This is a genomic window from Micromonospora sp. CPCC 206060 (assembly GCF_036906895.1).
Lineage (GTDB): Bacteria > Actinomycetota > Actinomycetes > Mycobacteriales > Micromonosporaceae > Micromonospora.
In genome coordinates this window covers 1-22,601 of the sequence record NZ_JBAKHU010000007.1, presented here as the reverse complement: position 1 = coordinate 22,601, position 22,601 = coordinate 1, and the positions used below count along the sequence as shown (strand labels likewise).

General features: G+C 73.8%; 17 protein-coding genes. 6 read left to right on the top strand and 11 right to left on the bottom strand.

The window, feature by feature from the left end:
• Nucleotides 1–7: 7 nt before the first annotated feature.
• The 10 genes from V6U90_RS08345 to V6U90_RS08300 all read right to left on the bottom strand — a co-directional run bounded on the left by V6U90_RS08345 (nt 8) and on the right by V6U90_RS08300 (nt 13,048).
• A complete protein-coding gene (locus V6U90_RS08345; protein ID WP_334432922.1) occupies nt 8–1,231 on the bottom strand; it encodes an acyl-CoA dehydrogenase family protein in 1,224 nt (407 codons plus the stop codon).
• On the bottom strand, nt 1,228–2,559 hold the full coding sequence (locus V6U90_RS08340; RefSeq protein WP_334432919.1) for an LLM class flavin-dependent oxidoreductase: 1,332 nt from the start codon (nt 2,557–2,559) through the stop codon (nt 1,228–1,230). The genes V6U90_RS08345 and V6U90_RS08340 overlap by 4 nt, the downstream gene beginning before the upstream one ends.
• The gene (locus V6U90_RS08335) at nt 2,556–3,809 is read right to left on the bottom strand and encodes a hypothetical protein (protein ID WP_334432916.1); all 1,254 of its coding nucleotides are present in this window, start codon (nt 3,807–3,809) and stop codon (nt 2,556–2,558) included. The genes V6U90_RS08340 and V6U90_RS08335 overlap by 4 nt, the downstream gene beginning before the upstream one ends.
• On the bottom strand, nt 3,809–5,515 hold the full coding sequence (locus V6U90_RS08330; protein WP_334432913.1) for an ABC transporter ATP-binding protein: 1,707 nt from the start codon (nt 5,513–5,515) through the stop codon (nt 3,809–3,811). Before V6U90_RS08330 ends, V6U90_RS08335 begins: the two co-directional genes overlap by 1 nt.
• A 121-nt stretch (nt 5,516–5,636) precedes the next feature.
• A complete protein-coding gene (locus V6U90_RS08325) occupies nt 5,637–6,569 on the bottom strand; it encodes an ABC transporter permease (protein ID WP_334432910.1) in 933 nt (310 codons plus the stop codon).
• Entirely contained in the window at nt 6,566–7,543 is a 978-nt protein-coding gene (locus V6U90_RS08320) for an ABC transporter permease (protein WP_334432908.1), read from the bottom strand. The genes V6U90_RS08325 and V6U90_RS08320 overlap by 4 nt, the downstream gene beginning before the upstream one ends.
• Before the next feature lie 94 nt (nt 7,544–7,637).
• Nucleotides 7,638–9,251 carry an ABC transporter substrate-binding protein gene (locus V6U90_RS08315; RefSeq protein ID WP_334432906.1) on the bottom strand — a complete coding sequence of 538 codons (1,614 nt, stop codon included), beginning with the start codon at nt 9,249–9,251 and terminating at the stop codon, nt 7,638–7,640.
• Between the two features lie 92 nt (nt 9,252–9,343).
• On the bottom strand, nt 9,344–10,405 hold the full coding sequence (locus tag V6U90_RS08310; RefSeq protein ID WP_334432903.1) for an ABC transporter substrate-binding protein: 1,062 nt from the start codon (nt 10,403–10,405) through the stop codon (nt 9,344–9,346).
• 699 nt (nt 10,406–11,104) lie between these two features.
• The gene (locus tag V6U90_RS08305) at nt 11,105–11,635 is read right to left on the bottom strand and encodes a DinB family protein (RefSeq protein ID WP_334432901.1); all 531 of its coding nucleotides are present in this window, start codon (nt 11,633–11,635) and stop codon (nt 11,105–11,107) included.
• A gap of 102 nt (nt 11,636–11,737) precedes the next feature.
• Nucleotides 11,738–13,048 carry a COG1470 family protein gene (locus tag V6U90_RS08300; protein ID WP_334432898.1) on the bottom strand — a complete coding sequence of 437 codons (1,311 nt, stop codon included), beginning with the start codon at nt 13,046–13,048 and terminating at the stop codon, nt 11,738–11,740.
• Nucleotides 13,049–13,204: 156 nt separating this feature from the next.
• Between V6U90_RS08300 and V6U90_RS08295 the strand changes: the two genes are divergently transcribed.
• From V6U90_RS08295 to V6U90_RS08280, 4 genes are all read left to right on the top strand, one after another.
• Nucleotides 13,205–13,828, top strand: coding sequence for a response regulator transcription factor (locus tag V6U90_RS08295; protein WP_334432895.1), 624 nt, complete (start codon nt 13,205–13,207; stop codon nt 13,826–13,828).
• Between the two features lie 94 nt (nt 13,829–13,922).
• Nucleotides 13,923–17,642, top strand: a complete 3,720-nt coding sequence (locus V6U90_RS08290; protein WP_334432892.1) for a VWA domain-containing protein — start codon at nt 13,923–13,925, stop codon at nt 17,640–17,642.
• 4 nt (nt 17,643–17,646) lie between these two features.
• Nucleotides 17,647–18,276, top strand: a complete 630-nt coding sequence (locus V6U90_RS08285) for a DUF4255 domain-containing protein (protein ID WP_334432889.1) — start codon at nt 17,647–17,649, stop codon at nt 18,274–18,276.
• 2 nt (nt 18,277–18,278) lie between these two features.
• Complete coding sequence (locus tag V6U90_RS08280) at nt 18,279–20,309, top strand: ATP-binding protein (protein ID WP_334433132.1); 2,031 nt, start codon at nt 18,279–18,281, stop codon at nt 20,307–20,309.
• 67 nt (nt 20,310–20,376) lie between these two features.
• On the opposite strand, the gene V6U90_RS08275 is transcribed toward V6U90_RS08280, so the two are convergent.
• Nucleotides 20,377–20,736 carry a hypothetical protein gene (locus tag V6U90_RS08275; protein WP_334432886.1) on the bottom strand — a complete coding sequence of 120 codons (360 nt, stop codon included), beginning with the start codon at nt 20,734–20,736 and terminating at the stop codon, nt 20,377–20,379.
• Between the two features lie 731 nt (nt 20,737–21,467).
• On the opposite strand from V6U90_RS08275, the gene V6U90_RS08270 reads away from it, so the two are divergent.
• Together V6U90_RS08270 and V6U90_RS08265 are read left to right on the top strand one after the other, a co-directional pair.
• A complete protein-coding gene (locus tag V6U90_RS08270) occupies nt 21,468–22,238 on the top strand; it encodes an eCIS core domain-containing protein (RefSeq protein WP_334432883.1) in 771 nt (256 codons plus the stop codon).
• Nucleotides 22,239–22,373: 135 nt separating this feature from the next.
• A partial coding sequence (locus V6U90_RS08265; protein WP_334432880.1) for a PfkB family carbohydrate kinase occupies nt 22,374–22,601 on the top strand: 228 nt, incomplete at its 3' end.

Here is a 22,601-nt window from a genome sequence, read left to right as displayed (position 1 = left end):
GCGGCGGTCACAGCGGAGCGTCGCCGGTGGATTCGAGCAGCCACGCCACGAACGGTGGCGGGGTGTCGTTGAGGTGGTGGTCGCCGACGTAGTGCCGCCGCCACCGGACCGGGTCGTGCAGGGAGTGGGTCCGGGCGTTGCGCCAGTACCGGTCGATGCCGGGATCGGCGGCGAGCAGGGCACCGTCGGCGAACCCGGTCAGTCCGTCGGCGGCCAGCGGCCCCAGGTCGTACGCCAGGCACTTGGCCTCGTCGACGGCGATCCCGACGGCGAGGGCGCCCGCGTCGGTGGCCGTGCCGGCGGCGACCACCTCGTCGATCAGGTCGGCGGCCCGGCCGATCAGCGCGGCGGTGGCGTGGATGTCCAGCACCAGGTCCTCCCGCCAGGCCCGGAACCGGTGTCCGTCCGGCCCGGCGAGCACCGCCGGGGCGATCCGGTCGGCGGTGGCCAGGGCCCCCTCGGCTATCCCGAGCTGGATCGCCGCGTGGGTGAGCTGGCTGCGCGAGTACCGGAACGCGCTGGCCGCCCTCGGCCGGCCGGTCCCGCCGAAAACGTGCCGGGCGTCGACCCACACGTCGGTCAGCTCGGCGCTGCCGCTGACCGTGGCCCGCTGGCCAAAGGCGTCCCAGTCGGTGCGGATGACCAGGCCGGGGGCGCCCTGCCGGACGAAAGCGGTGGCGATCCAGCCGTCCGGGTGGGCGGCGCTGACCGGCACCCAGTCGGCGGTCAGCGCACCGGTGCAGAAGGATTTGACCCCGGTGATCCGGTAACCGTCCCCGTCCGGCACCAGGGTGGTCCTCGGCGCGGTCCGGCCGCCCTTGCCGCGCTCGTGGCCGGCGTTGCCGAACCGGGCACCGGCGAGCGCGGCCCGGAAGAAGAACGCGGCCCGCCCGTCGTCCTCGTTCTCCAGCCCGAACAGCGCCCCGAAGTGGTTCTGCGGGACCTGGGCCAGCGCCGCGTCGGCGGCAGCGAGGATGGCGAAGACCCGGGTCAGGGTGTGCTCACCCAGCCCTGGCCCACCGAACCGGGTCGGCACGGTCAGACCGAGCAGGCCGGAACGGCCGAGCAGCGCCAACTCCCGGTACGGCACGGCACGGTCCGCGTCGCGCAGCGGGCCGAGTTCCCGCCACCGCGTGGCGAGCCGGTGCGCGGCGGCGACCGCCTCGGCGTGGCTGCGGGGTGTCCGGCCGGGTACGACGTCGGGCAGCTCCACCGACGGGCTCAGGGTCACCGCACCCACCCCGCCGGGTAGCTGCTGGCCGGCCGGGCCAGACCCAGATGGTCGCGCAGGGTCGTCCCGGTGTACTCCTTGCGGAACAGGCCGCGCCGTTGCAGCTCGGGCACCACATGGTCGACGAAGTCGGTGAGCCCGCCCGGGTAGACGTCGCACTGGAGGTTGAAGCCGTCCGCGCCGCGCTGCACGAACCACTCCTCGATGGTGTCGGCGATCTGCTCGGGTGCGCCGACCACGACCCGGTGCGCGATGACCCCCTGGTGGATGATCTCCCGCAGGGTCAGCCCGTCCGCGCTGAGCAGGGCCCGGGCCGCGTCGTCGAAACCCTGGGAGCCGTACGTGTCGCCGGTCGCGCGGAGCAGCCCGGCCGGGAACGGCCGGTCCAGGTGCAGGTCGGCCGGGTCGAACCCGAACCGGGCGGCGAATCCGGCGAGCAGCTGGTCGTCGTCGACGAGTTCGTTGAGTTCCCGCTGCCGGCGACGGGCCTCGGCCTCGGTGCTCCCGACGATCGGGTTCAGGCCGGGCAGCACGCGGATGGTGTCCGGATCACGGCCGTGGGCCCGGGCCCGGGACTTGATGTCGGCGTAGTACGCCTGTGCCGAGCCGAGCAGGTGCTGCGGGCTGAACACCGCGTCGGCGTACCGGGCCGCAAGGTCCCGCCCGGTGTCCGAACCGCCGGCCTGCACCAGGACCGGCCGGCCCTGCGGCGAACGGGGAAGCTGCAGGGGTCCCCGGACCGCGTGGTACGCCCCCCGGTGGTCGACCCGGTGGATCCGGTCGGTACGGGCGAAAACCCGGGTCTGCGGGTCACCGACGAACGCCCCGTCCTCCCAGCTGTCCCAGAGCCGGTTCGCCACCTCCACCGTCTCGGCGGCGCGGGCGTACCGCTCGGCGCGGGTCGGCAGGTCGGTCAGGCCGTGGTTCTCGGCGGCCCCCGGGTCACGGGTGGTCACCACGTTCCAGCCGACCCGCCCCCCGCTGGCGTGGTCGAGGGAGGAGAAGACCCGGGCGATGTGGTACGGGGTGTGGAAGGTGGTGGAGACGGTGGCGATGAAGCCGATCCGTTCGGTGGCCACCGCCATCGCGGCCACCAGCACCACCGGGTCGAGCGCGAACGACGGTCCGGTCGCCACATTGCCGCGCAGCAGCAGGCCGTCGGCGAGGAACACCGCGTCGAGCAGGCCCCGCTCCGCTTCCCGGGCCACCCGCTGGTAGTGCCCGATGTCGATCCATGCGCGGGGGTTGCCGCCCGGGGACCGCCAGGCGGCGGGGTGCGCCCCGGCGGGCAGGGCGTTGACGTTGAGATGCAGTTGGCGGTCGGTCATGTGTCCTGCTCGGGTCGCGGGTCCGGTGGGTGGTCGAGGGTGTCCAGGCCCCAGCGGGGTGGGTGGCGCAGGCTGTGGGTACGGAAGTCCCGCCAGTAGCGGTCCAGGGCGAACCGGCCGGACGTGCCGCTGGCACCGAGCACCCCGATGACCGAGGTGATCAGCGGGCCGATCCGCTGCCGGGCGTACCAGCGGGCCAGCACCACGGTGCGCGGTGGCGGTCCGCCCGGCGGCCCGTCGGCTGTGGCGACGGCGGCGAAGGCGTCCCGGGCGAGCAGCTGCAACGCGCGCTGCTGGGCGTACGCCTGTCCGAGCACGCCGATGGCGTGCGGGTCACGCGCCGCGCTGTCCACCCCGGACTCGTGCCACGGACGGGCGTGGTGGACCAGGAAGTCCCGGGCTGCGGCCAGGAACCCGTCGAGCAATCCCACCTCGACCGCGATCCGCAACGCCTCGTCGAAGACCGGCCAGGCCGGTTGCCCGGTCAGCGGTCGGATCCGGCGGGCCGGCACCGGCAGCCCGGTGAGTCGGAGTTCGGCGGTCGGCGCGGCCCGCAGGCCGAAGGTCGGCGGTTCGGGCCCGACGATGACACCGACCGGCTCGGATCCGGCAGGGCCGCTACCGGCTGGCCGGGACCCGGTCGGCGCGGCGGGCCCGGTGACGATGCCGTCGGCATCGACGTCGAGCAGGACGACCACGTCGTGACCGTCGACCCGCAGGCCGGAGAGGACCACGTACCGGGCCATGATCGCCGGCGGTTCCAGCCGCCAGGTTCCGGTCAGCACCAGCCCGACGGGGCCGCTGGTCACCGGCGCCACCGGCGCCGCCGGGATGGCCAGCGCGACCGGGCCGGTGCCGTTGAGCGATCCGTCGGCCAGCGCGACCGGGCCGGTGCCGGCGACGGATCCGTCGGCCAGCGCCCGGGCCCGGTAGGCTCCGGCGACCAGGTGGGCGACTCCGGCGTCCACCCGGGCCAGGTCCCGGACCCGCCGGACGGCCCGCAGCCGGGCGGCCGGGGTGTCCAGCGGTGTACCGCCGGACAGCTCGGCCCGGTCGAGCAGGGCGTGGACGGCCGGGTCGAGGTCACCGTCGCGGTCCCGTTGCGCCGCCCCGGCGGCCAGCGTCGCCACCAGCCCGGCGCTCCCGTCCCGGTCGGCGTGCAGGAGGTCGGCGCTCTCGGCCGGGTCGGTGGGCAGGAGGTCGGCGCTCTCGGCCGGGTCGGTGGGCAGGACGTCGGCTGCCGGGGCCATCAGGCAGCCCGCCCGACGGTTCCGCGCCCGCCGAACCCCTGACCGGGGATCGCCGTGAGCAGTGTCCGGGTGTACCCGTGTCCGGGACGGTGGAAGACCTGGTCTGCCGGCCCGATCTCGACCAGTCGGCCGGCGCGCATCACCCCGACCCGGTCGGCGACCTGGCGGATGACGGCCAGGTCGTGCGAGATGAACAGCAGGCTCAGTCCCAGTTCGGCCTGGAGTTCGGCGAGCAGGTCGAGGATCTGGGCCTGGATGGACACGTCCAGCGCCGAGACCGGTTCGTCGCAGACCAGCAGTTCCGGCGACGGGGCCAGGGCCCGGGCGATGGCCACCCGCTGCCGTTGCCCGCCGGAGAGTTCGGCGGGACGCCGCTCGGCGAGGTCACCGGGCAGGCCGACCTGATCGAGCAGTTCCCGGACCCGTCGGCGTCGGGCGGGCCGGTCGCCGATGCCGAAGCCCGCCAGCGGCTCGGCGACGATCTGCCGGACGGTGAGCCGGGGATTCAACGAGCCGTACGGGTTCTGGTAGATGAGCTGCGCCCGGGCCCGCAGGCCGCGCAGCCCGCGCCGGTCGAGGTCCGCGATGTCGGTGCCGTCGTAGGCGATCCGTCCGGCGGTGGGCGGGGTGAGCCGCAGGATCAGCCGGGCCAGGGTCGACTTGCCGGAGCCGGACTCCCCCACCAGCCCGAGGGTCTCGCCCCGGCCGATGGTCAGCGAGACGTCGTCGACCGCCCGGAACCAGCCCCGGTTGCGGTCGGCGTGCGGGACCCGGAACTCCTTGGTCACCCCGTCCACCCGGACCAGGTCGCCTCCGGTCGGCGGCACCGTCGGCGCGCTCTGCCCGCCTGGTTCGGTCGGCCCGGCCGGCCGGCGGCTCCGGCGCCGCCCGGCCGCCAGGCTGGGTGCGCTGGCCAGCAGCATCCTGGTGTACGGGTGGCGGGGCCCGCCGCGCACGGCGTCGGGGGTGCCGGACTCGACGATCCGGCCGTGCCGCAGGACGACGATCCGGTCGGCCCGGTCGGCGGCGACCGCGAGGTCATGGGTGATGACGAGCACGGCGATCCCGCCCGAACGGGCCAGCGCGGACAGGTCGTCGAGGATGACCTTCTGCACGGTGACGTCGAGCGCGGTGGTCGGTTCGTCGGCGATGAGCAACCGGGGCGCGCCGGCCAGGGCGGCGGCGATCAGCGCCCGCTGGCGCATGCCCCCGGACAGTTCGTGCGGGAACTGCCTGACCCGGGCCGCCGGTTCCGGCAGTCCGACCCGGTCGAGCAGGTCCACCGCCCGACGGGCGGCCTCGGCGCGCGACGCCGACCGGTGGATCCGGATCGACTCGGTGACCTGCTCACCGACGCGGTGCAGCGGGTTGAGGCTGGACATCGGATCCTGCGGGATGAAGCCCAGCGAACGGCCCCGGACCCGGTTGAACCGGCGCTCCGGCAGCCGCGCCAGGTCCAGCCCGTCGAATCCGATGCGACCAGTGACGATCCGCCCGGCCGAGGGCAGGGCGCCCAGCACCGCGTGCGCGATGGTGCTCTTGCCCGAGCCGGACTCGCCGACCAGTGCGACGATCTCGCCGGTACGCACCGACAGGTCGGCCCGCTCGACGGCGCGCACCCGGCGTCCCCCGACGAGGTACTCCACGGTCAGGTCTTCGATCGTCAGCAGGTCCGGTGCTCCGTCCTGCGGTGCGGCGGGGGTCATCGCGCGGCCTTCCGGTCTGGTCTCGGGGTTCGGGGGACGGTGTCGCGCGCCGGCCGGCGGGTCGGCGGCAGCGGCGGGTGGTCGTGGGTGGTGGTGCCCGGCGGCGCCTCGGTGACCGGCATCAGAACGCGCTCACCTGGTGACGGTTGACCGACCGGGCGATCCGGTTGGCCGACAGGACGGTGGCGGCGATGACGAAGCCGGGGATGCTCGCCATCCACCAGGCGGCGGCGAGATAGTCCCGACCACCGGCGACCAGGCTGCCCCACTCGGGTGCCGGTGGTGGCGCGCCGAAGCCGAGGAAGCTGAGCGCGGAGACGCTCAGCAGCGCCAGGCCGAGTTCGAGGGTGGCCAGCACCAGCACCGGACCGGCGGTGTTGGGCAGGATGTGCCGGGCAAGCAGCCGCAGCCGGCCGATCCCGGCGAAGGTGGCCGCCTCGACGAAGGCGCTGCCCTTGATCCGGAGCACCTCGGCCCGCATCACCCGGGCGAAGGACGCCACGTTGCCGATGCCCACCGCGATGGCGATGTTGACCGTCCCGAACCCGAGGGCGGTGATGAAGGCCAGCGAGATCAGCAGCGCGGGTACCGCGAGCAGCACGTCGACCACGCGCATCAGCACGTCGTCCACCCAGCCACCGAGATAGCCGGCGAGCAGCCCGAGAACCGACCCGACGACCAGTCCGACCAGGACGGCGATGATCACCGCCTGGACCGATTCGGCGGTGCCGTACACCACCCGGGTGAACAGGTCCCGGCCGAGGTTGTCGGTGCCGAAGGGGAACGTACCGCTCGGTGCGGTAAGCCTCGGCCCCGCCGGGCGCAGCGGATCGTGGTCGGTGAACAGCCCGGGTGCCACGGCGGCGAGGCCGACCAGGGCGAGCACGGTCCAGGCGAGGAGCAGTCCGGGCTGGCGGGCCAGCCGGCCGAGCCGGGCCGGCATGGACCGGGTCCGGCGGGACGGTTGGGACCGGCCCCCGGCTCCGGCGGCCGTCGCCGGGTCGCCGGGGTGCACCGGTTCGAGGTGCGGCACGATCTGCTCGGTCAGGCTCATGTCGCCACCCCGGCGCGCAGCAGGCCAGCACCGCGCGTCGTACGTAGCTGGATCCTCGGGTCGATCACCGGGTAGAGCAGGTCGACCAGCAGGTTGACGCCGACGAAGACAACGGCGGCGAAGACCACCGCCACCAGCACCACCGGCGTGTCCTGAAAGTTGACCGCCCGGACCGTGATCGCCCCCACGCCGGACCGGGAGAAGACCGTCTCCATGATCACCGAGCCGCCGATCAGGTGCCCTGCGGTCATGCCGAGTGCGGTGACCACCGGCAGGACCGAGTTGCGCAGCGCGTGCCGTAGCAGCACCCGGCTCCGGGACGCGCCCCGCGCCCGGGCGGTCTCGATGTACGGGGCGTGCAGCGTGGCCTCCAGGCTGCGGGACAGGATCTGCGCGGACATCGCCGCGGTGGGTACGGCCAGCACGAGTGCCGGTAGGACGAGGCTGCGCACGCCGTCGTTGCCGATGGCCGGGAGCAGTTGCCACCGGAACGAGACGACCTGGATCAGCAGCAGGCCGATCCAGAAGGTCGGGATCGACACCCCGACGGCCGGCAGGGCGAGCAGCGCCTGTCGCAGGAACCGCCAGCGGGTCCAGGCCGCCAGCAGCGCCCACCCGGTGCCGGCGACCAGGCCCAGCAGCAGCGCCGATCCGGCGAGCTTGAGCGTCTCCGGGATCGCCTCGACGTACATCGACAGCGCGGGCGCGCCGGTCTGCGTCGAGGTGCCGAAGTCGCCCCGCAGGGCGTGCAGCAGCGCCGTGGCGTACTGCCCGACAACCGGCTGGTCGAGTCCGAGGTCGGCGCGGACCCGGACCAGTTCGGCCGGGCTGAGGGTGGCCCCGTCGCCACCCACCCCGGCCTTGCTCAACGCGGCGTCCCCCGGCAGCACGTAGAGCAGGAAGAAGGTCGCCGTGAAGGTCGCCCAGAGCACCAGCAGCGCGTGCCCGAGACGCCTGACCGCGTACGTGATCACCGTGTCGCCTCTCTTTCTTCTGGGGTGGGGCCGGCTCCCGGCCCGGCGGGGGTACTGCGGGGTACCGGACGTGCGGTACCCCGCGGTACCGCGGTCAACTGGTGAACTGCGCGTCGTAGAGGATCAGCGAGCTGTCGTCGAACTCGACGCCGGTCAGCTTCCTGCCGGCGCCCCAGAGGTTGACCATGTCGAAGACCGGGATCTGGTACGCCCGCTCGACGAGCACCCGCTGGATCTCGTCGAGCACCTTGCGCCGCTCGGCCGGGTCACCGATGGCGACCTGCTTCTGCAGCAGCGCTTCGAGGTCGTTACCCGGGGTCAGCCGCGACTTGTTGAGCGTCCTGGTGGAGAAGAGGATCCGCAGCACGTCACCGTCGACGAGGGCGCCGCTCCACCGGTGTACGTCGTAGTCGCCGGCCACCAGCGCGGTGTCGAACTCCCCGGTGGACAGCGGCCGGAGCGTGAAGTCGATGCCGACCTCACGGACCTGCTGCTGGATCACCTCCAGGAAGGTCTGGTTGTCCGGGTTGCCGACGAACGAGGCGGTGATCTGCAGGCGCTTGCCGTTCCGGCTGCGAATGCCGTCCCCGCCGACCTGCCAGCCGGCCTGGTCCAGCAGCTTCCGGGACTGCTCGGGGTCGTACCTCAGCGCCTCCGGCTGGGCCAGGTGGAACGGGTTGGCCGCGGTGAGTGAGCCGGTGGCCGGGAGGGTGTAGCCGTTGTGCGCGGTCTCCACCAGCTTCTTCCGGTCGATCGCGTGGGTCAGCGCGACCCGGACCGCCTCCTCGTTGAGGACCGGCCGGGAGGTGTTGACCTCCAGGGATACCGCTGGGACCCGGTTGACCGCCTTGAGCAACTGCTGGCCGGCCTTCTCCAGGACCGGGCCGTCCTGCCAGGAGATGGACTGGGCCAGATCGAGCTGGCCGCTGCTGATCGCCCCGGTGCGCACCCCCGCCTCGGGCACGATCCGGAAGACCACCTTGTCGAAGGCTGCGGCGCCGGTGCGCTTACGGGCCTTCGACGGCCAGGTGTAGTCCGTTCGGCGTTCCAGGGTGGTCTGCTCGTTGTAGACCGCCTCCTTGACCACGAAGGGCCCGGAGCCGATGACGCCCTCGCTGCACCGCTGCTCGGGTGTCCTGGCCACCGAGGCCGGCGCGAGGATGCCGAGCTGCCAGGACGAGGTCGCCTGGAGGAACGCCGCGTTGGGCTTGTCGAACTCGATCTTTGCGGTGAACTTCTCCGGCGTGGTGATCGCCTTGATGCCCTGCACGAACGCCGCGCCGGTGGCCGCCTTGATCCCGGCCAGCGCCTCGAAGTTGGCCTTGACCACGCTGGCGTCGAAGACCGACCCGTCGCTGAACGTGACGTCGTCACGGAGCTTGAAAGTGTACGTCGAGGCGTCCGGGCTGACCTCCCAGGACGTGGCGAGCCACGGCTCGATCCTGGTCAGGTCGGTGCCGTTGCGCTCGGTGAGCGAGTCGACGATCTGCCGGCCGATGGTGCCGCCGTAGCCGTAGTTGTCCTGCTGCGGGTCCTTGCACTCGGTCTCCTTGGCCAGACCGACGGTCAGGGTGCCGCCCTCCCCCGCAGCCTCGGCAGCCGGCTCCCCGGCGGTGCCGCAACCTGCGGTGACGGTCAGGGCGGTCACCACGGCGGCGAGGCCGGCCAACCGGTGCCAGGTGGTGCGGTGTCGTGTTCGGCCAGTCATGGTGGTTCGTCGTCTCCTTGCAGTGGGATGCCGCGTCGACGGCGGAGTGCGGAGGTGGTTTCAGGCGGAGGTGGTTTCAGGCGGAGGTGGTTTCAGGCCGCAGGGCCGACACCGGCGCCGGCCAGGGACTCGGTGGCGAGCCGGAGTGGCTCCGGGGCGGCCCAGGCGTACAGGTCGAAGTCCCGGTCGATGAAGCCGTGCCGGAGCAGGAAGTTCTTCTGCTGGTCGTAGCGGTCCAGCAGGTCCGCGTCGAGCCGCGGCCGCAGATCGCCCCGGCCGGCGCCCGCCCCGTAGACCGCCTCGACCGAGGCGATCTGGGCACCGGTCTGGGCGGCGATGGCGGCGACGAACTCCGCCCGGTTGTGCGCGGCGTGGTCGGCCGCCCGGATCAGCCGGGCGAGGTAGGCCACCACCAGGTCGGGCTGCGTGTCCAGGGTGGACTGATCCACGGTGATCGCCCTCGGGGTACCCAGGTTGACCCGGTACCGGCGGTCGCCGGCCCGGTCCAGGTCGATGGCGACCACCAGGCCGAGCCGGGCGGCGTACTCGGCGGCGGCGGGTCCGACCAGGTACGCGGCGTCGGCCCGGCCGTCGGCCACCGCGTCCACCGCAGGCTGGGCCGGGAGCAGCCGCTGCCGCCGCCAGAAGTCCCGCAGGTCACCCGCACCGGAGTCGACCTCGACCAGGTGTACGTCGTCGAGGGTCAGTCCGGCCAGCGCGAGTGCCCCGGTGAAGCCGTGCATCGCGACCGGCCGGGCGAGTTGCGGTTCCCGGCGACGCGCGGCGGGCACCGCCACCCGACGTCCACGGAGGTCACCTGGGCCAGCAATGCCGGCGTCGGTCCGGGTGACGATCGCCTGTCCCTCCTCGATCCAGGTCAGGCCGATCAGCCGGGTACGGGCGCCCCGGGCCCGGGTCCACAGCGGAGGGATGTTGCCCCCCTCCCGGAACAGGGCGGTGTCGTGTACCTGGTGGTGGTGCTCGGCCTGCTCCGGGTCGAGGTCACGCAGCGGGGTGAACGCGCCGCCGGTCACGGGCGCCAGACCGGCGAGCAGGCCGGCCCGCTCGGCGGTCGCGGTGGCGGTCGGGATCCGGCAGCTGGTGTAGCGCACCACCGGTCCGGCGGTAGGGGTGACGTGCGGCGCGACGGTCATGACGACTCCTCGGGGTACGCGACGACCGGCGCGCGTGGGCGCACCCTGACGGTCGCGGGCGGACGTTGCGGGTGAACAGGTGCCAGCGGACCGGCCGCCAGGGCCGGTCGGGCAGGATGGGCACCCCGATCGATCGATGGCGATTAGCGGGGTGGGTCAGCGCGGGGACGGCGGGAGACCGGAATGCGACCGGACGACACCGGCTGCCTGTCGGCGCCTGGTGGCCCGTCGACCGCCCGGGTCGGGCCGCCGGTTGTCTCTACGGGATCAGCGACTGGCTAACGACACAGGCCGCTGGCGACGCGCAGGAGGTCGACCACGCGCCGCTCGGTCAGGATCAAGCCGGGCTGCATAGCCCAATATTCCTATCGGGTTAGTAGGAGTTACAAGCCCCTGCCCAGCAGGTGGGACCAGGCACGGGAGGCCAGCCCGATCGATGAATCGATACCGGTGCGCAACAACTGTCGGTCGCCCGCGACGCAGGGCGACAGCCCAACGACGGGCCGTCGCGCAACCGGCGACATCCGTCGCCACCATGCCGGCCATATCGGTCATTGCCGACCCCGCGGGTCAACCGATGGGACCGGCGCGCCGCGCACACCCGTGCGCCGCAGACCGGTCCGCCCACGTGACCGGCGTCATAGCGGCACCCCGCCGTCGGAGGGACACCCTCCGGCACGCGAAACGACAGGACCCGGGTCAGGTCGGCGGGTGCGCCGCCCGCAGCAGCCGGAGCTGACCGATCTCCGCCACGTTCTTCATCAACTCGGCGTTGACCCAACCAGCCAGGTGGGCGACGGTGTGCCCGGAACCGTCCGGCCAGGGGAACGACACGGCACCGTCGAGGTCGGCATCGGTGAGCCGATCAAGCCGGTCCCGCCACCGGGTGTTCAGGTCACGTAACCAGATCAGCGCCGGCTCACCGGCACCGGGCCAGTCGACGTCGGTGTGCGGACGCACCGGCCGCCCCCGAAGCTGATCGATGGCGTTGGTCCACCACCAGCCGATATGCCAGACCAGCCAGCAGATCGTGGGTACCGGAACCGGGTCCGGCTCGGTCTCCGCCCAGTCCGGTACCCACCGGCCGTCGGGCCCCCGGCGCACCGTCCAACAGCGCGCGGCGGGCTCCCAGTGGAAGTCCGCCGGCTCCAGTCGCTCAAGGTGGTACTCGAACAGCGCCCACGTCAGATCGAACTGCCACCGAATGAGCACCCCGGCAGGTACGGACATCCGGGCAGCATCGCACCGGGCGGGCACCCGGTCGACCGGATAACCGCCACCCGAGGCGGCTGGGAAGCCAGAGTGGCCGGGTCAGGGAGCCCGCCCGGCGCGTCAGGGGGCCCGGGTGGGCGCGCTGCGGGTGTACCCGTTGAGCAGGGCGAAGTCCCGGCACTGGCCGCCGCCGCCACCGGCGCCGTCCAGCGCGGTGCCCGCCCGACGACAGGTGGTCCGCAGGCTGACCACCTCACCGTCGTCGATCACGATCGGGGACACCATGTGGTAGTCCAGGTCCCGGAAGTTGCCCAGCGCCACGGTCAGCACGGTCGTACCGTCGACCACCAGCTCCAGCCGCCCCTCGTCACCCTGCGGGTTCTGCAGGAAGATGTCGGTCAGCACGAAGGTCCGCCCGTCGGGCACCGTGTACTGGTCGGTGCGGGTGGCGCCGCCCCCGGCGGTGACCGACAGTCGACGGCTGAACGGCTCCCCGCCGGGTGGGATGCCGGGCACCAGGCTGTCCGGGGCCGGCGAGGAAGCCGACGGACGCGGGGACAGCGTGGCCCCCACCGCCTCGACCGCCTGCTGGGCCTTGCTGTCCGCCTCCTGGGCCTTGCTGTCGGCCGCGCTGGCCTGCTGGGCCACCGGGGCCACCTGCGCCTGGGCCGCCTCCTCGGCCAGGGACCTCACCTTCGGTTTCAGCAGCGCGTACCACAGCCCGACACCGATCAGCGCCAGCACCAGCAGCGCCGCCACCACCCGACCCAATCCCTGCGGGAACACCGGCTCCTGCACGGTCGCCGCGTCCAGGGTGGCCGGGGGTACGTCCTCCGAGGTCACCGCGACCCGGAAGGGCAGCGTCACCGGGTGACCACGCCAGCGCAGGCCACGGGTACGCACCCGAACCCGGACGAACGCGTTCCCGCCGGGGGCGACCGTGAGCTGCGCCGGACGGGTCGTCACGCGCAGCCGGTTGTCCGGATCGCTACCGGTCAGGGTCAGCCCCAGCGGCTGGTTGCCCAGGTTGGCCACGGACAGCTCGTGCCGGCCACCCCACCTCCCCCGGGAGGTACGGGGCAGGATCTCCGGTGCGATCTCGGCGAACGGCAGCACCCGTACGGTCGCCTCGGGCACCACCTGGGCATCCGGGTTCTCCGTCGGCGTGACCCGCACCGCGAACGGACGCTCACCGGCCACCACCTGCGCGGAGCGGGGCGGGTGGAAGTACACCGTGACCGACTCGGTCGAGCCGGGGAAGACCGAGACGGTGGGCGGCTGCACACTCGCCCAGCCGGCCGGCTCACCGAGCACCTCGATCACGTACGACTCGACGATCGGGCCGGCATTGCGGATCTCCAGCCGGCAGCTCGCCTCGCCGCCCGGGCTGACCTCGACGAGGTCGGTGTCCAGGTTCGCGTCGGTGGTCATGGCCGCGACTCTAGGGGCGGCCGGGCCGTTTCAATCCGCCATCGAGGAAGACCTTGGGGCAGCCCGTGAGGGCCGTTAAGTCCACGTTGACTGCACGATTGGTGGCGGGGGCGATACTCGGCGCAATCCGTCATCCGACCGCACCTGGGGGTGCTCATGCGGCGCGTACCCGTCCATCTGTCCTCCACCGACGTCATCTCCCGGGCCGGCGTGGTCAGCCAACTGCGCCCCCGCCCGGAGGTGCTCCTGCTCGACGAGACCGAGGCCGACCAGGCCCAGGTGGCGATGGTCGTCACCGACAGCATCGACGAACCGACCCTACGGACCCTGCGCGCGCTACGCAGCCGGGCCACCGCCGCCCTGGTGCTCGTGGTGACCCAGGTGGACGATGCCGGCCTGGTCGCCGCCGTCGAACACGGGGTCGCCGGGATCGTCCGCCGCTCGGAGGCCAGCGCGGACCGGCTGGTCGCGGTGATCCGCGCCGCCGCCGCCGGGGAGGGCGCCGTCCCGGCGGACCTGCTGGGCCGGCTGCTGCAACAGGTCGGGACCCTGCAACGGGAGGTTCTCGGGCCGCGCGGGCTGACCTTCTCCGGGCTGGCCGACCGGGAGGTCGAGGTGCTCCGGCTGGTCGCCGACGGTTTCGACACCGCCGAAATCGCCACGAAGCTCTCCTACTCCCAACGGACGATCAAGAACATCCTGCACGACGTGACCAGCCGGCTGCACCTGCGCAACCGCTGCCACGCCGTGGCGTACGCGCTGCGCAACGGCCTGATCTGACCGGTGCTGCCCGTTCGGGCAGTCCGCGCTGCCCGCAGACCGGCACCGACTGGCGCTACCCGACCCCGCCGGGCTCGCCACGGTGGTGACAGGCGTGACCACGGGAGGTGTCGTGCGCTGGGGCAACCGTCGGTGGATCGTGATGGTGCTCGGGCTGGTGGCCGGGCCGGCCCTGGCCGCACCCGAACCACCCGGCCCGGTGCCGCCGGCCCCGGCCCCGCCGGCCGCCGAGACCGGGGCCGGCTACCGGCTGGGCTACCGCAGCGACGAACGCGCCACCCTGGTGGTCAGCGCCGCCACCACCGGCGTACCGGCACCACTGCTCACCACCGACGAACGCAGCGACGCCGACCGGGACGTCGACGCGCGCGCCGGCCGGCTGGTCTGGATCGGACACCGGGCCGGTACCGCCGGCACCGACCTGGGTGGGGCGCTCTACCTGCGCCGGCCCGGCACCACACCGCTGCGGCTGGTCGGCGGACCCGGCACCGTCGACCATCCGGCACTGTCCCCCGACGGCCGCCGGGTCGCATTCACCAGCGACCGGGGCGGCAACCCCGACATCTGGCTGGTCGCGACCGACGGATCCGGGCTGCGCCGGCTCACCGACCATCCGGCCGGGGACAGTTGGCCGACGTGGTCGCCCGACGGCACCCGGATCGCGTTCAGCAGCACCCGCGACGACCCGGCCGGGGACATCCACCTGGTACCCGCCACCGGCGGCACACCGGTACGGGTGACCGACGGCCCGGCCGCCGACGGGCAACCCGCCTGGTCCCCCGACGGCCGGCAGCTCGCCTTCACCACCACCCGCTTCGCGCCGGCCGCCGATCCGACGGCCCGGACCGTGGCGACCGTGGCCGTCGGCGGTGGCCCGGTGACCCGCGCGGTGCCCGGGCCCGGAAACGCCAGCGAGCCGGCCTGGTCCCCCGACGGCACCCGGATCGCCTTCACCGCCGCCCGCGACGACCGGTCCGGCGATGTCCACGTCATCCGGGCCGGCCGGGTCACCCCGGTCGCCACCGGCCCGCTGGCCGAGCACGGACCGGCCTGGTCCCCCGACGGCGACCTGCTCTGGACGGCCACCGAACGGACCGCCTCGACCGACGTGTGGACCGCCGACGCCACCGGTGCGGACCGCCGCGACCACACCGCCCGCCCGGGACTGTCCGAGACCACACCGGCCTTCAGCCCGGACGGCACCCGGCTGGCCTACAGCGCCGAGCAGTCCGGGACCGGTACCCGCATCGTCGTCGCCGACGCGACCGGCGCCAACCCGCAGACCCTCGCCCCGCCCGGCACCGTGGCTGGTGACCGGGACACCGACCCCAGTTGGTCGCCGGCCGGGGACGCGATCGCGTTCACCCGGTACCCCGCCGACCCCGCCCAGCCGTCCCGGGTCCTGGTCGTCGCGGTCGCCGACGCGCGGCTGCTCACCACGGTCGACATGCCCTCATATCTCAGCGGTCGGGACGCCGAGCCGACCTGGTCCCCGGACGGCCGGCAGCTCGCCTTCGCCCGCCAGGCCAGCCCTCGGCAGAGCGACCTGACGGTACCGAAAGTGGACCGGCCGGCATATCCCGGCACCACGTTCACCGTGGAGCAGTCGGTGCGCACGCCGGAGATCCCGCCCCGCCCGGACATCCTCTTCCTGGTCGACGACACCGCCTCCATGTCCCAGCCAGGCGAAGGCGGCGAGAGCGTGATCGGCCAGCTCAAGGCCCGACTGCCCGAGGTGATCCAGACGGTACGGACGAGTCAGCCGGACGCCCGGTTCGGCCTGGCCACGTTCAGCGGCCGACTCAGCGAAGGTGGCGACTACGACCCGGACATGTACCGGCTCCGCCAACCGGTGACCGACGACGACGCCGCGATCGCCCGCGCCGTCGGTGCACTCACCGCGACCAGCCAATACGGCGAGGAGAACTGGTTCTACGCGCTCCAGCAGATCGCCGCCGGGAACGGGGTCGGGTTCCGTCCTGACGGCAGCCGGATCGTCGTCCTGATCAGCGACACCAACAGCCGGGACAAGACCGCACCCGACGGTACCCCGATCACTTCGAGCGACCTCCGGGACGACCTGGTCGATGCGAAGATCACTCTGATCGGGGTACCGATCGTCAGCGTGGCCGGGGAGAACGGCCTGGACAGTGACAGGGTCGCGAGCTGGCTCGCCACCGAGACCGGCGGACGGCTCGCCGCCGACAGCACGCCGGCCCAGATGATCGACGCGATCAGCAAGGCCATCCGGGAACTGACCATCACCGTCCACCCGCGCGCGACCTGCGAGGACGGCCTGTCGGTCGCCTTCTTCCCCGATCCCGCCAAGGTGCACGCCGGCACACCGGCCCGGTTCACCGAAACCGTCTCGGTCGCGCCCGGGGCGGTCCCCGGCAGCGTGCTGCGCTGCACGCTGCGCTTCGACCTCGACCCGCCGGAGGCCGGCGCGGACACCGTACAGGAGTTGATCGTCCGGGTCGCCTATCCCGGCGGGCCGCTGGTCCGGGTCGACGACATGCGGGTACCACCGGACGGACCGGACGGGACGCGGGTGCGCTACCGGGCGATGGCGGTGGACTCCGACAACCAGCCGCTGCCGGTACGCTGCGAACCCGCCCCCGGTGCCCTGTTCCCGATCGGGCAGACCGTGGTGACCTGCACGGCCACCGACCGCGACGGGCGGACCGGCTCCGACACGGCGCTGATCGTGGTGGCCGACCCGCAGGCCGCCGGCAGCCGGATCTGGCTTGCCCGCCTCGACGGGAGCATCGCCGGCACGCTGACCGTCACCGACCAGCGGGACCTGAGCGCCCGGGTGGGTAACGGCTGTCCGGGTCGCGCCACCGACCGGTCACCGGCCTGGGCACCGGACGGGTCGGCGCTCGCCTTCGCCGACAGCAGCCAACCGGCGGACCTGTGCGTGGTGGCCCCCGACGGCTCCGGGGCCCGGCACCCGCTCGCCCCAACGGACCGGGCCGGTCGGTCGGTGGCCGACCCGGCCTGGTCCCCGGACAGCCGGCTGGTCGCGGTGACGCTGCAACGGTCGGAGGAACCGCGGGACATCGTCGTGCTGCCCGCAGCGGGCGGTACCCCGGTGACCGTGATCCGGGCCGTCGGCGCGGAACCGGCCTTCCAGCGGCTGCCCGTGCCGGACCTGAGCCTGGCCGTCTCGGTCGGCGGCCAGCCGGGCTACATCGGCGGCGATCCGGTACCGGTCACCTTCACCGTGCGCAACGACACCCCGCTGCCGGCGGACAACGTCTGGTTGGAGGTCACCGCACCCGATCCGCTGCTCCCGGCGGTCAGCGCCGACCCGCGCTGCGGGACCAGTCGCCGGCTCTGCCTGCTCGGCACGCTCGGCCCGGCCGGGCAGCAGGTCGTCACCGTCGTACTGCCCGCCCGGGCGGCGGTCACCGGGACCGTCAGTGGCCGGGTCACCGCGACCGTCCGGCAGGTCCCGGCGACCCGGACCGCGCAGGCACCGGTACGGGTCCTCGCCCCGACGGTGACCCTCGACCCGGCGATCGGCCCGCCGGGGTTCGTGACCACCGCCGTCGGCACCGGTTTCCCGCCCGGGTCGCAGGTACGGCTGCGCTGGGCACCCGGGATCACCACCACCCCGGACACGGTGACCGTCGGCGCCGACGGGACCTTCCGCACCCCGATGCTGATCCTGCGCAAGGACACGCTGGGGCTGCGGGAACTGACCGCCACCCGGGTCTCCGGTGCGACCTTCGCACCGGTACGCGCCACCGCACCGTTCCTGGTGGTGCCACGCGGGCTCGCCCCACCGGTGTTCGGCGGCCGGGGGTGAACCGGTGATCCACGAGATCGACGACGCGCTGCGCCGGTTGGTCCGCGACGACGCCCTCGCCGGGTCCGGGGTGGAGATCGTGCTGGAGGCCCCGACGAAGGAGTGGGCCGCCCGGCGCAACGCCCCCACCATCAACATCTACCTGTACGACATCCGGGAGGACCTGCGCCGCCGCTCCCGTGGCCTGGTCAACGAGTACGACGAGCGCGGCAACGTCGCCCGCCGGGTCGCCCCGCCCCGCTACATCAAACTGTCCTACCTGGTCACCGCGTGGACCCAGCGGCCGGAGGACGAGCACCGGCTGCTCTCCGCGCTGCTGTTGTGCTTCCTGCGACTCGACGCCCTGCCACCGGCGGTGCTGACCGGCTCGGTGGCCACGCTCGGCATGCCGGTACCACTGACCGTGGCGTTGCCGCCGCCGGAGGACCGCGCGTTCGCCGACGTGTGGACCGCCCTCGGCGGCGAACTGAAGCCCTCCCTGGACCTGGTGGTCAGTACCCCGGTGGACAGCGGCCGGGTGGTCCCGGCCGGGCCACCCGCGCAGGAGGGCCTGGCCGTCGAGGTTGCCGACCGCACCGACGGCACGGCCACCGGGGACCGGGTCGGGCACCGCCGGGCCCGTACCGGCGGTTGACCGTGGTCGACGGGGCACCGGCGCTGCTGCGCCGCCTGCAACAGGTGGAGCGGGCGGTACGCGCCGCCGTGGCGCAGCGAAGGGAGAGCGACCCGCAGCCCGACGACCCGTTCCGGGGGCTGTACCTCTCCGACGAGGCGGTGGACGCGGCACTGGCCGCCACCCGGGAGCCGTTCACCCCCTGGCCCGGGTCCTCCTTTTCCCCCGATGCCGGCGACCCCACCGGCATGGACCGGCTGGCCGGACTGGCCCGGGCGGCCGGGCTGACCCCGCTGGACGAGGCGCTGCTGCTGGTGGCCCTCGCCCCCGACGTGGACAGCCGGTTCGAGCAGTTCTACGGCTACCTCAACGACGACGTCACCCGACGGCGCCCGTCGATCGGCCTGGCGCTGCGGCTCTGCGGGCTGCCCGAGGCCGCCGCCCCGGCCCGGCTCCGGCTCGCCACCGGGGCACCCCTGATCGACCTGGCGCTGCTGCGGATCGACTCCCCCGACCGGCCGGTACTCAGCCGGGGACTGTGGGTACCCGACCGGGTCGGCGGTTGGCTCCTCGGCGCCGGGGCACCCGAACCGCTGCTGGTCGGGCTCGCCGAGCCGGTCGAGGCGTACGGGCCACCGCCACCCGGTACGACAGCCCTCGGCGGCGCCCTGGAGCGGGCCGGTGCGCGCCTGGCGTACCTGCGGGAACAACCCGGCGGCAGCGCCCCGGCCCTCGCCGCGGCCGCCCTGCACGGCGCCGGGTGGGGCGCGCTCGCCGTCGACCTGCCCCGGCTGGCCGCCGATCCCCAGCCGGCGGAGCTGTCCACCGTCCTGGTCCGGGAGGCGGTCCTGTCCGGCGCGGGGCTGGTGGTCGGGCCGGTGCACGGCGGTGAACCCTGGCCGGTCTGGTCCCGGCTGACCGGCGGCCGGGTACCGGTGCTGGCCTACGGGACCCAGCCCTGGGATCCGGCATGGACGGCGGTGCCGCCGGTCCAGGTGGATGTCGCGCCGCTGACCGGGCCGCAGCGGGCCGAGGTGTGGCGGGCGGCGCTGCCCGACCGGCTCGCCGACGGACTGGACCCGGCCGCCGCGACCGCCCAGTTCGTCCTCGGCGCCCCGGCGATCCGCCGGGCCGCCACGGTGGCCGCCCAGCTCGCCGCCGCCGCCGGTGAACCGGTCGGCGAGACCCACCTGCGAACGGGTGCGCGTACCCAGAACGCCGCCGGCCTGGAACGGCTGGCCCGGCGGATCGTCCCCGAGGTCGGCTGGGACGACCTGGTGCTGCCCGGGCCGACGCGGTCGTTGCTGCACGAGTTGGCCGGGCGGGCCCGGCACCGGGACCGGGTGCTGCGCGAGTGGCGGATGCGCCCCGGCGGCGGGCGCGGGCACGGGGTGACCGCGCTGTTCGCCGGGGACTCCGGCACCGGCAAGACGATGTCCGCCGAGGTGGTGGCGGGCAGCCTCGGGCTGGACCTCTACACGGTCAACCTGGCCACGGTGGTCGACAAGTACGTCGGCGAGACCGAGAAGAACCTGGAGAGGATCTTCGGTGAGGCGGCCGGGGTCAACGGGGTGCTGCTCTTCGACGAGGCCGACGCGATCTTCGGCAAGCGCTCCGAGGTGCGCGACGCGCACGACCGGTACGCCAACATCGAGAGCGCGTACCTGCTGCAACGGATGGAGACGTTCGACGGGCTGGCGGTACTGGCCACCAACCTGCGGGCCAACCTGGACGAGGCGTTCACCCGCCGGCTGGACGTGGTAGTCGACTTCCCGATCCCGGACGAGGCGGCCCGCCGGGCGCTGTGGGACCGCTGCCTCGGGGAACGGGTACCCCGCGCGGCGGACGTGGACCTGGACTTCCTGGCGGAGTCGTTCGAGCTGGCCGGTGGGCACATCCGGTCGGCGGCGGTGACCGCCGGCTACCTGGCCGCCGGAGCGGACCGGCCGGTGGGCATGGCCGAGCTGATCGGCGCGGTCGGCCGGGAGTACCGCAAACTCGGCCGGCTGACCCTGGCCAGCGAGTTCGGCCCTTACCTGGGGCTGGCCGGGTGAGCGCGCCGACGCGGGACCGGGTGAGCGCGCCGTCCCGGGTGCAGGCGACCGTAGCCGGCTACGCGACTCACTCCCAGACGGTGACCCGGACGGTGAGCTGCTTCTCGACCGCCCTGGTCACCACCAGCAGCGCATAGCGCCCGGCCGACGTGACCACGCAGATTCCCCGCCCCTCCAGCAACCGCTCCCCGACCGGACGAGCGGACGGCTCTCCGTACCGGGCCCGCACACAGTCGGCGCGCTGCCACGGGCCGGTACCCGGCAGCGCCGCCGCGAATCGCGGATCCTCGCGGCTGACCAGGGCGTCGTTGCTGGCGTCGGGCCACCACGAGGCGTACCCGATGTCGCGGCTGGGCCCCCAGTCGTCCTTGGTCGGGTTCCAGTCGGCGGCCGTCGAGTCCAGGTCGTACGCCGTGTAGTCGGCCATAACCAGCGTTCCGCTCCGCCGAACCTGCGCCTCAGTCGCCGGGTCGACCGGCGGCGGGGGCGGTGGTGCCGGTTTGGCCGTCCGGGACGGCTTCGGGGAGGCCCCGGACGGGGGCGCGGCCGGATCACGGGCCGGCTCGCTGGCCGGCTGCGATCCGCCCGGCGACGGACCCTCCAGCAAGGGCTCACCTGGCGACGGGCTGCCCGACGCCCCGGTTTCCGGGCCCCCGGTGGACGCCGAAGGCTGCGCCGACGCGGAGGCGCTCGGAGCGGGCTTGGCCCAGGTGTGGACCAGTTTCACGCCCTGCGTCCACACGGCACCGATGACGAGCGGGACGACCGCCGAGATGACTGCCGTCTTGACCTGCCAGCCCTGCCACCACCTCCGCCGACCGGGCTCGGAGGTGCGCGGGCGCCGTCGCTGCGGTAGGGGACTCCGCCCCGATCGACGCAGGACCATGAGTTCTCCCGTCCATACCAGACAGTCGCCGCGTGGGCCACCGATGGTAGGCGCGTGCGACAAGCGCGGTCGAGCCCGCGACCGCATCGAAACCGCTGGCTGGCTGGCGCCCGGACCGTCCCGCTGAGTCCGGCGGAGTTGCCCGTACGGGCAACTCGGGCTGCCCCCATGGCGGCGCCAGCTCGCCTTGTTGCCGGGCGGCCGGCACGAGACGGTCGACTCGGGAGACCCGGCCGTCATCGCGTCGGGTCACCTCAGCGAGGAGGCTCGACATGCGCGGACACCGTGAATTCGACTCCGAAGCGGCGGTACGCCCCGCCGGTGACCGGCCGTCCGGCCCCGAACACGACACCGACCATCTCATGTACTCCGCCGCCACCGCCGGCCGCCCCGATGTCCTCGGTGCGTCCGGGCTGCTCGGACTGCAACGGGCGGTCGGTAACCAGGCCCTCGGTAAGCTGCTGGAACCGGAAACCTCCCCGGTGCACGACGTGGTCAACTCCGGGGGCGGGTCACCGCTGACGCCCGAGGTCCGCACCGACATGGAGGCCCGCTTCGGCGGGCAGGACTTCGGTGACGTGCGGGTACACACCGATGGCGCGGCGCACGAGTCGGCGAAGTCGGTCAACGCACAGGCGTACACCGTCGGGTCGAACATCGTCTTCCAGCGCGACAGCTACGACCCGGCGTCGCCGACCGGGCAGCACATGCTCGCCCACGAGCTGACCCACGTGGTGCAGCAGCGCAGCGGGCCGGTGGACGGCACCGATCACGGCGGCGGGGTGAAGGTCAGCGACCCGTCCGACCGCTTCGAACGGGAGGCGGTCGCCAACGCCGACCGGCTGATGTCCGCCCCGGCCGCGCCCACGCCTTCGTCTGCTGCCCCGGGCGCTCCCGTGCAGCGGGCGGCCGAGCACGACGGGCACGACCACCCGCCGGTGCAGCGCGCCGAGGAGATGTCCGAGGAGGACGAGTCGGCGCAGACCTATATACAGCGGCAAGAAACGGGCGAAGAGGAGGAAGAGGAGCCCGCACCGCAGTAGTCGCATGCGGGCGAGCTGACTTCCAGGCCCGTGACCAGCGACGCAGCCAACGCAGGGTCGTTGGGCACGGAGAGCTGCGGTGACGGGTCGGCGACCGGGAGGTGTGAGGTGAAGGCACCCGCCGAGGATCGAGGCGTGGAGCGGGCACCAGCCCACCGCGCCCCGCGCCCGCCGGTCCAGGCCGCCGTCGACCCGGAGCCGACCACCGGGGTACGCCAGACTCCCGCACGCCCGTTGAGCCCGGCGGCCGCCCAGCGGTTGCAGTCCGCCGCCGGCGGTGCCGCCAACACCGCGGTCAACCTAGCCGCGCTCGGCGGTCGCGCCGCGCTGGTCGCACCGATCGGCGCCGACGTCGCCGGCGAC

Bases quoted from the DNA above. Each gene is read 5' to 3' on its own strand.
- V6U90_RS08335 (WP_334432916.1), bottom strand. From the start codon at position 3,809: ATGGCCCCGGCAGCCGACGTCCTGCCCACCGACCCGGCCGAGAGCGCC.
- V6U90_RS08330 (WP_334432913.1), bottom strand. From the start codon at position 5,515: ATGACCCCCGCCGCACCGCAGGACGGAGCACCGGACCTGCTGACGATC.
- V6U90_RS08325 (WP_334432910.1), bottom strand. From the start codon at position 6,569: ATGAGCCTGACCGAGCAGATCGTGCCGCACCTCGAACCGGTGCACCCC.
- V6U90_RS08300 (WP_334432898.1), bottom strand. From the start codon at position 13,048: ATGACCACCGACGCGAACCTGGACACCGACCTCGTCGAGGTCAGCCCG.
- V6U90_RS08275 (WP_334432886.1), bottom strand. From the start codon at position 20,736: ATGGCCGACTACACGGCGTACGACCTGGACTCGACGGCCGCCGACTGG.
- V6U90_RS08270 (WP_334432883.1), top strand. From the start codon at position 21,468: ATGCGCGGACACCGTGAATTCGACTCCGAAGCGGCGGTACGCCCCGCC.
- V6U90_RS08340 (WP_334432919.1), bottom strand. From the start codon at position 2,559: ATGACCGACCGCCAACTGCATCTCAACGTCAACGCCCTGCCCGCCGGG.
- V6U90_RS08305 (WP_334432901.1), bottom strand. From the start codon at position 11,635: ATGTCCGTACCTGCCGGGGTGCTCATTCGGTGGCAGTTCGATCTGACG.
- V6U90_RS08315 (WP_334432906.1), bottom strand. From the start codon at position 9,251: ATGACTGGCCGAACACGACACCGCACCACCTGGCACCGGTTGGCCGGC.
- V6U90_RS08295 (WP_334432895.1), top strand. From the start codon at position 13,205: ATGCGGCGCGTACCCGTCCATCTGTCCTCCACCGACGTCATCTCCCGG.
- V6U90_RS08310 (WP_334432903.1), bottom strand. From the start codon at position 10,405: ATGACCGTCGCGCCGCACGTCACCCCTACCGCCGGACCGGTGGTGCGC.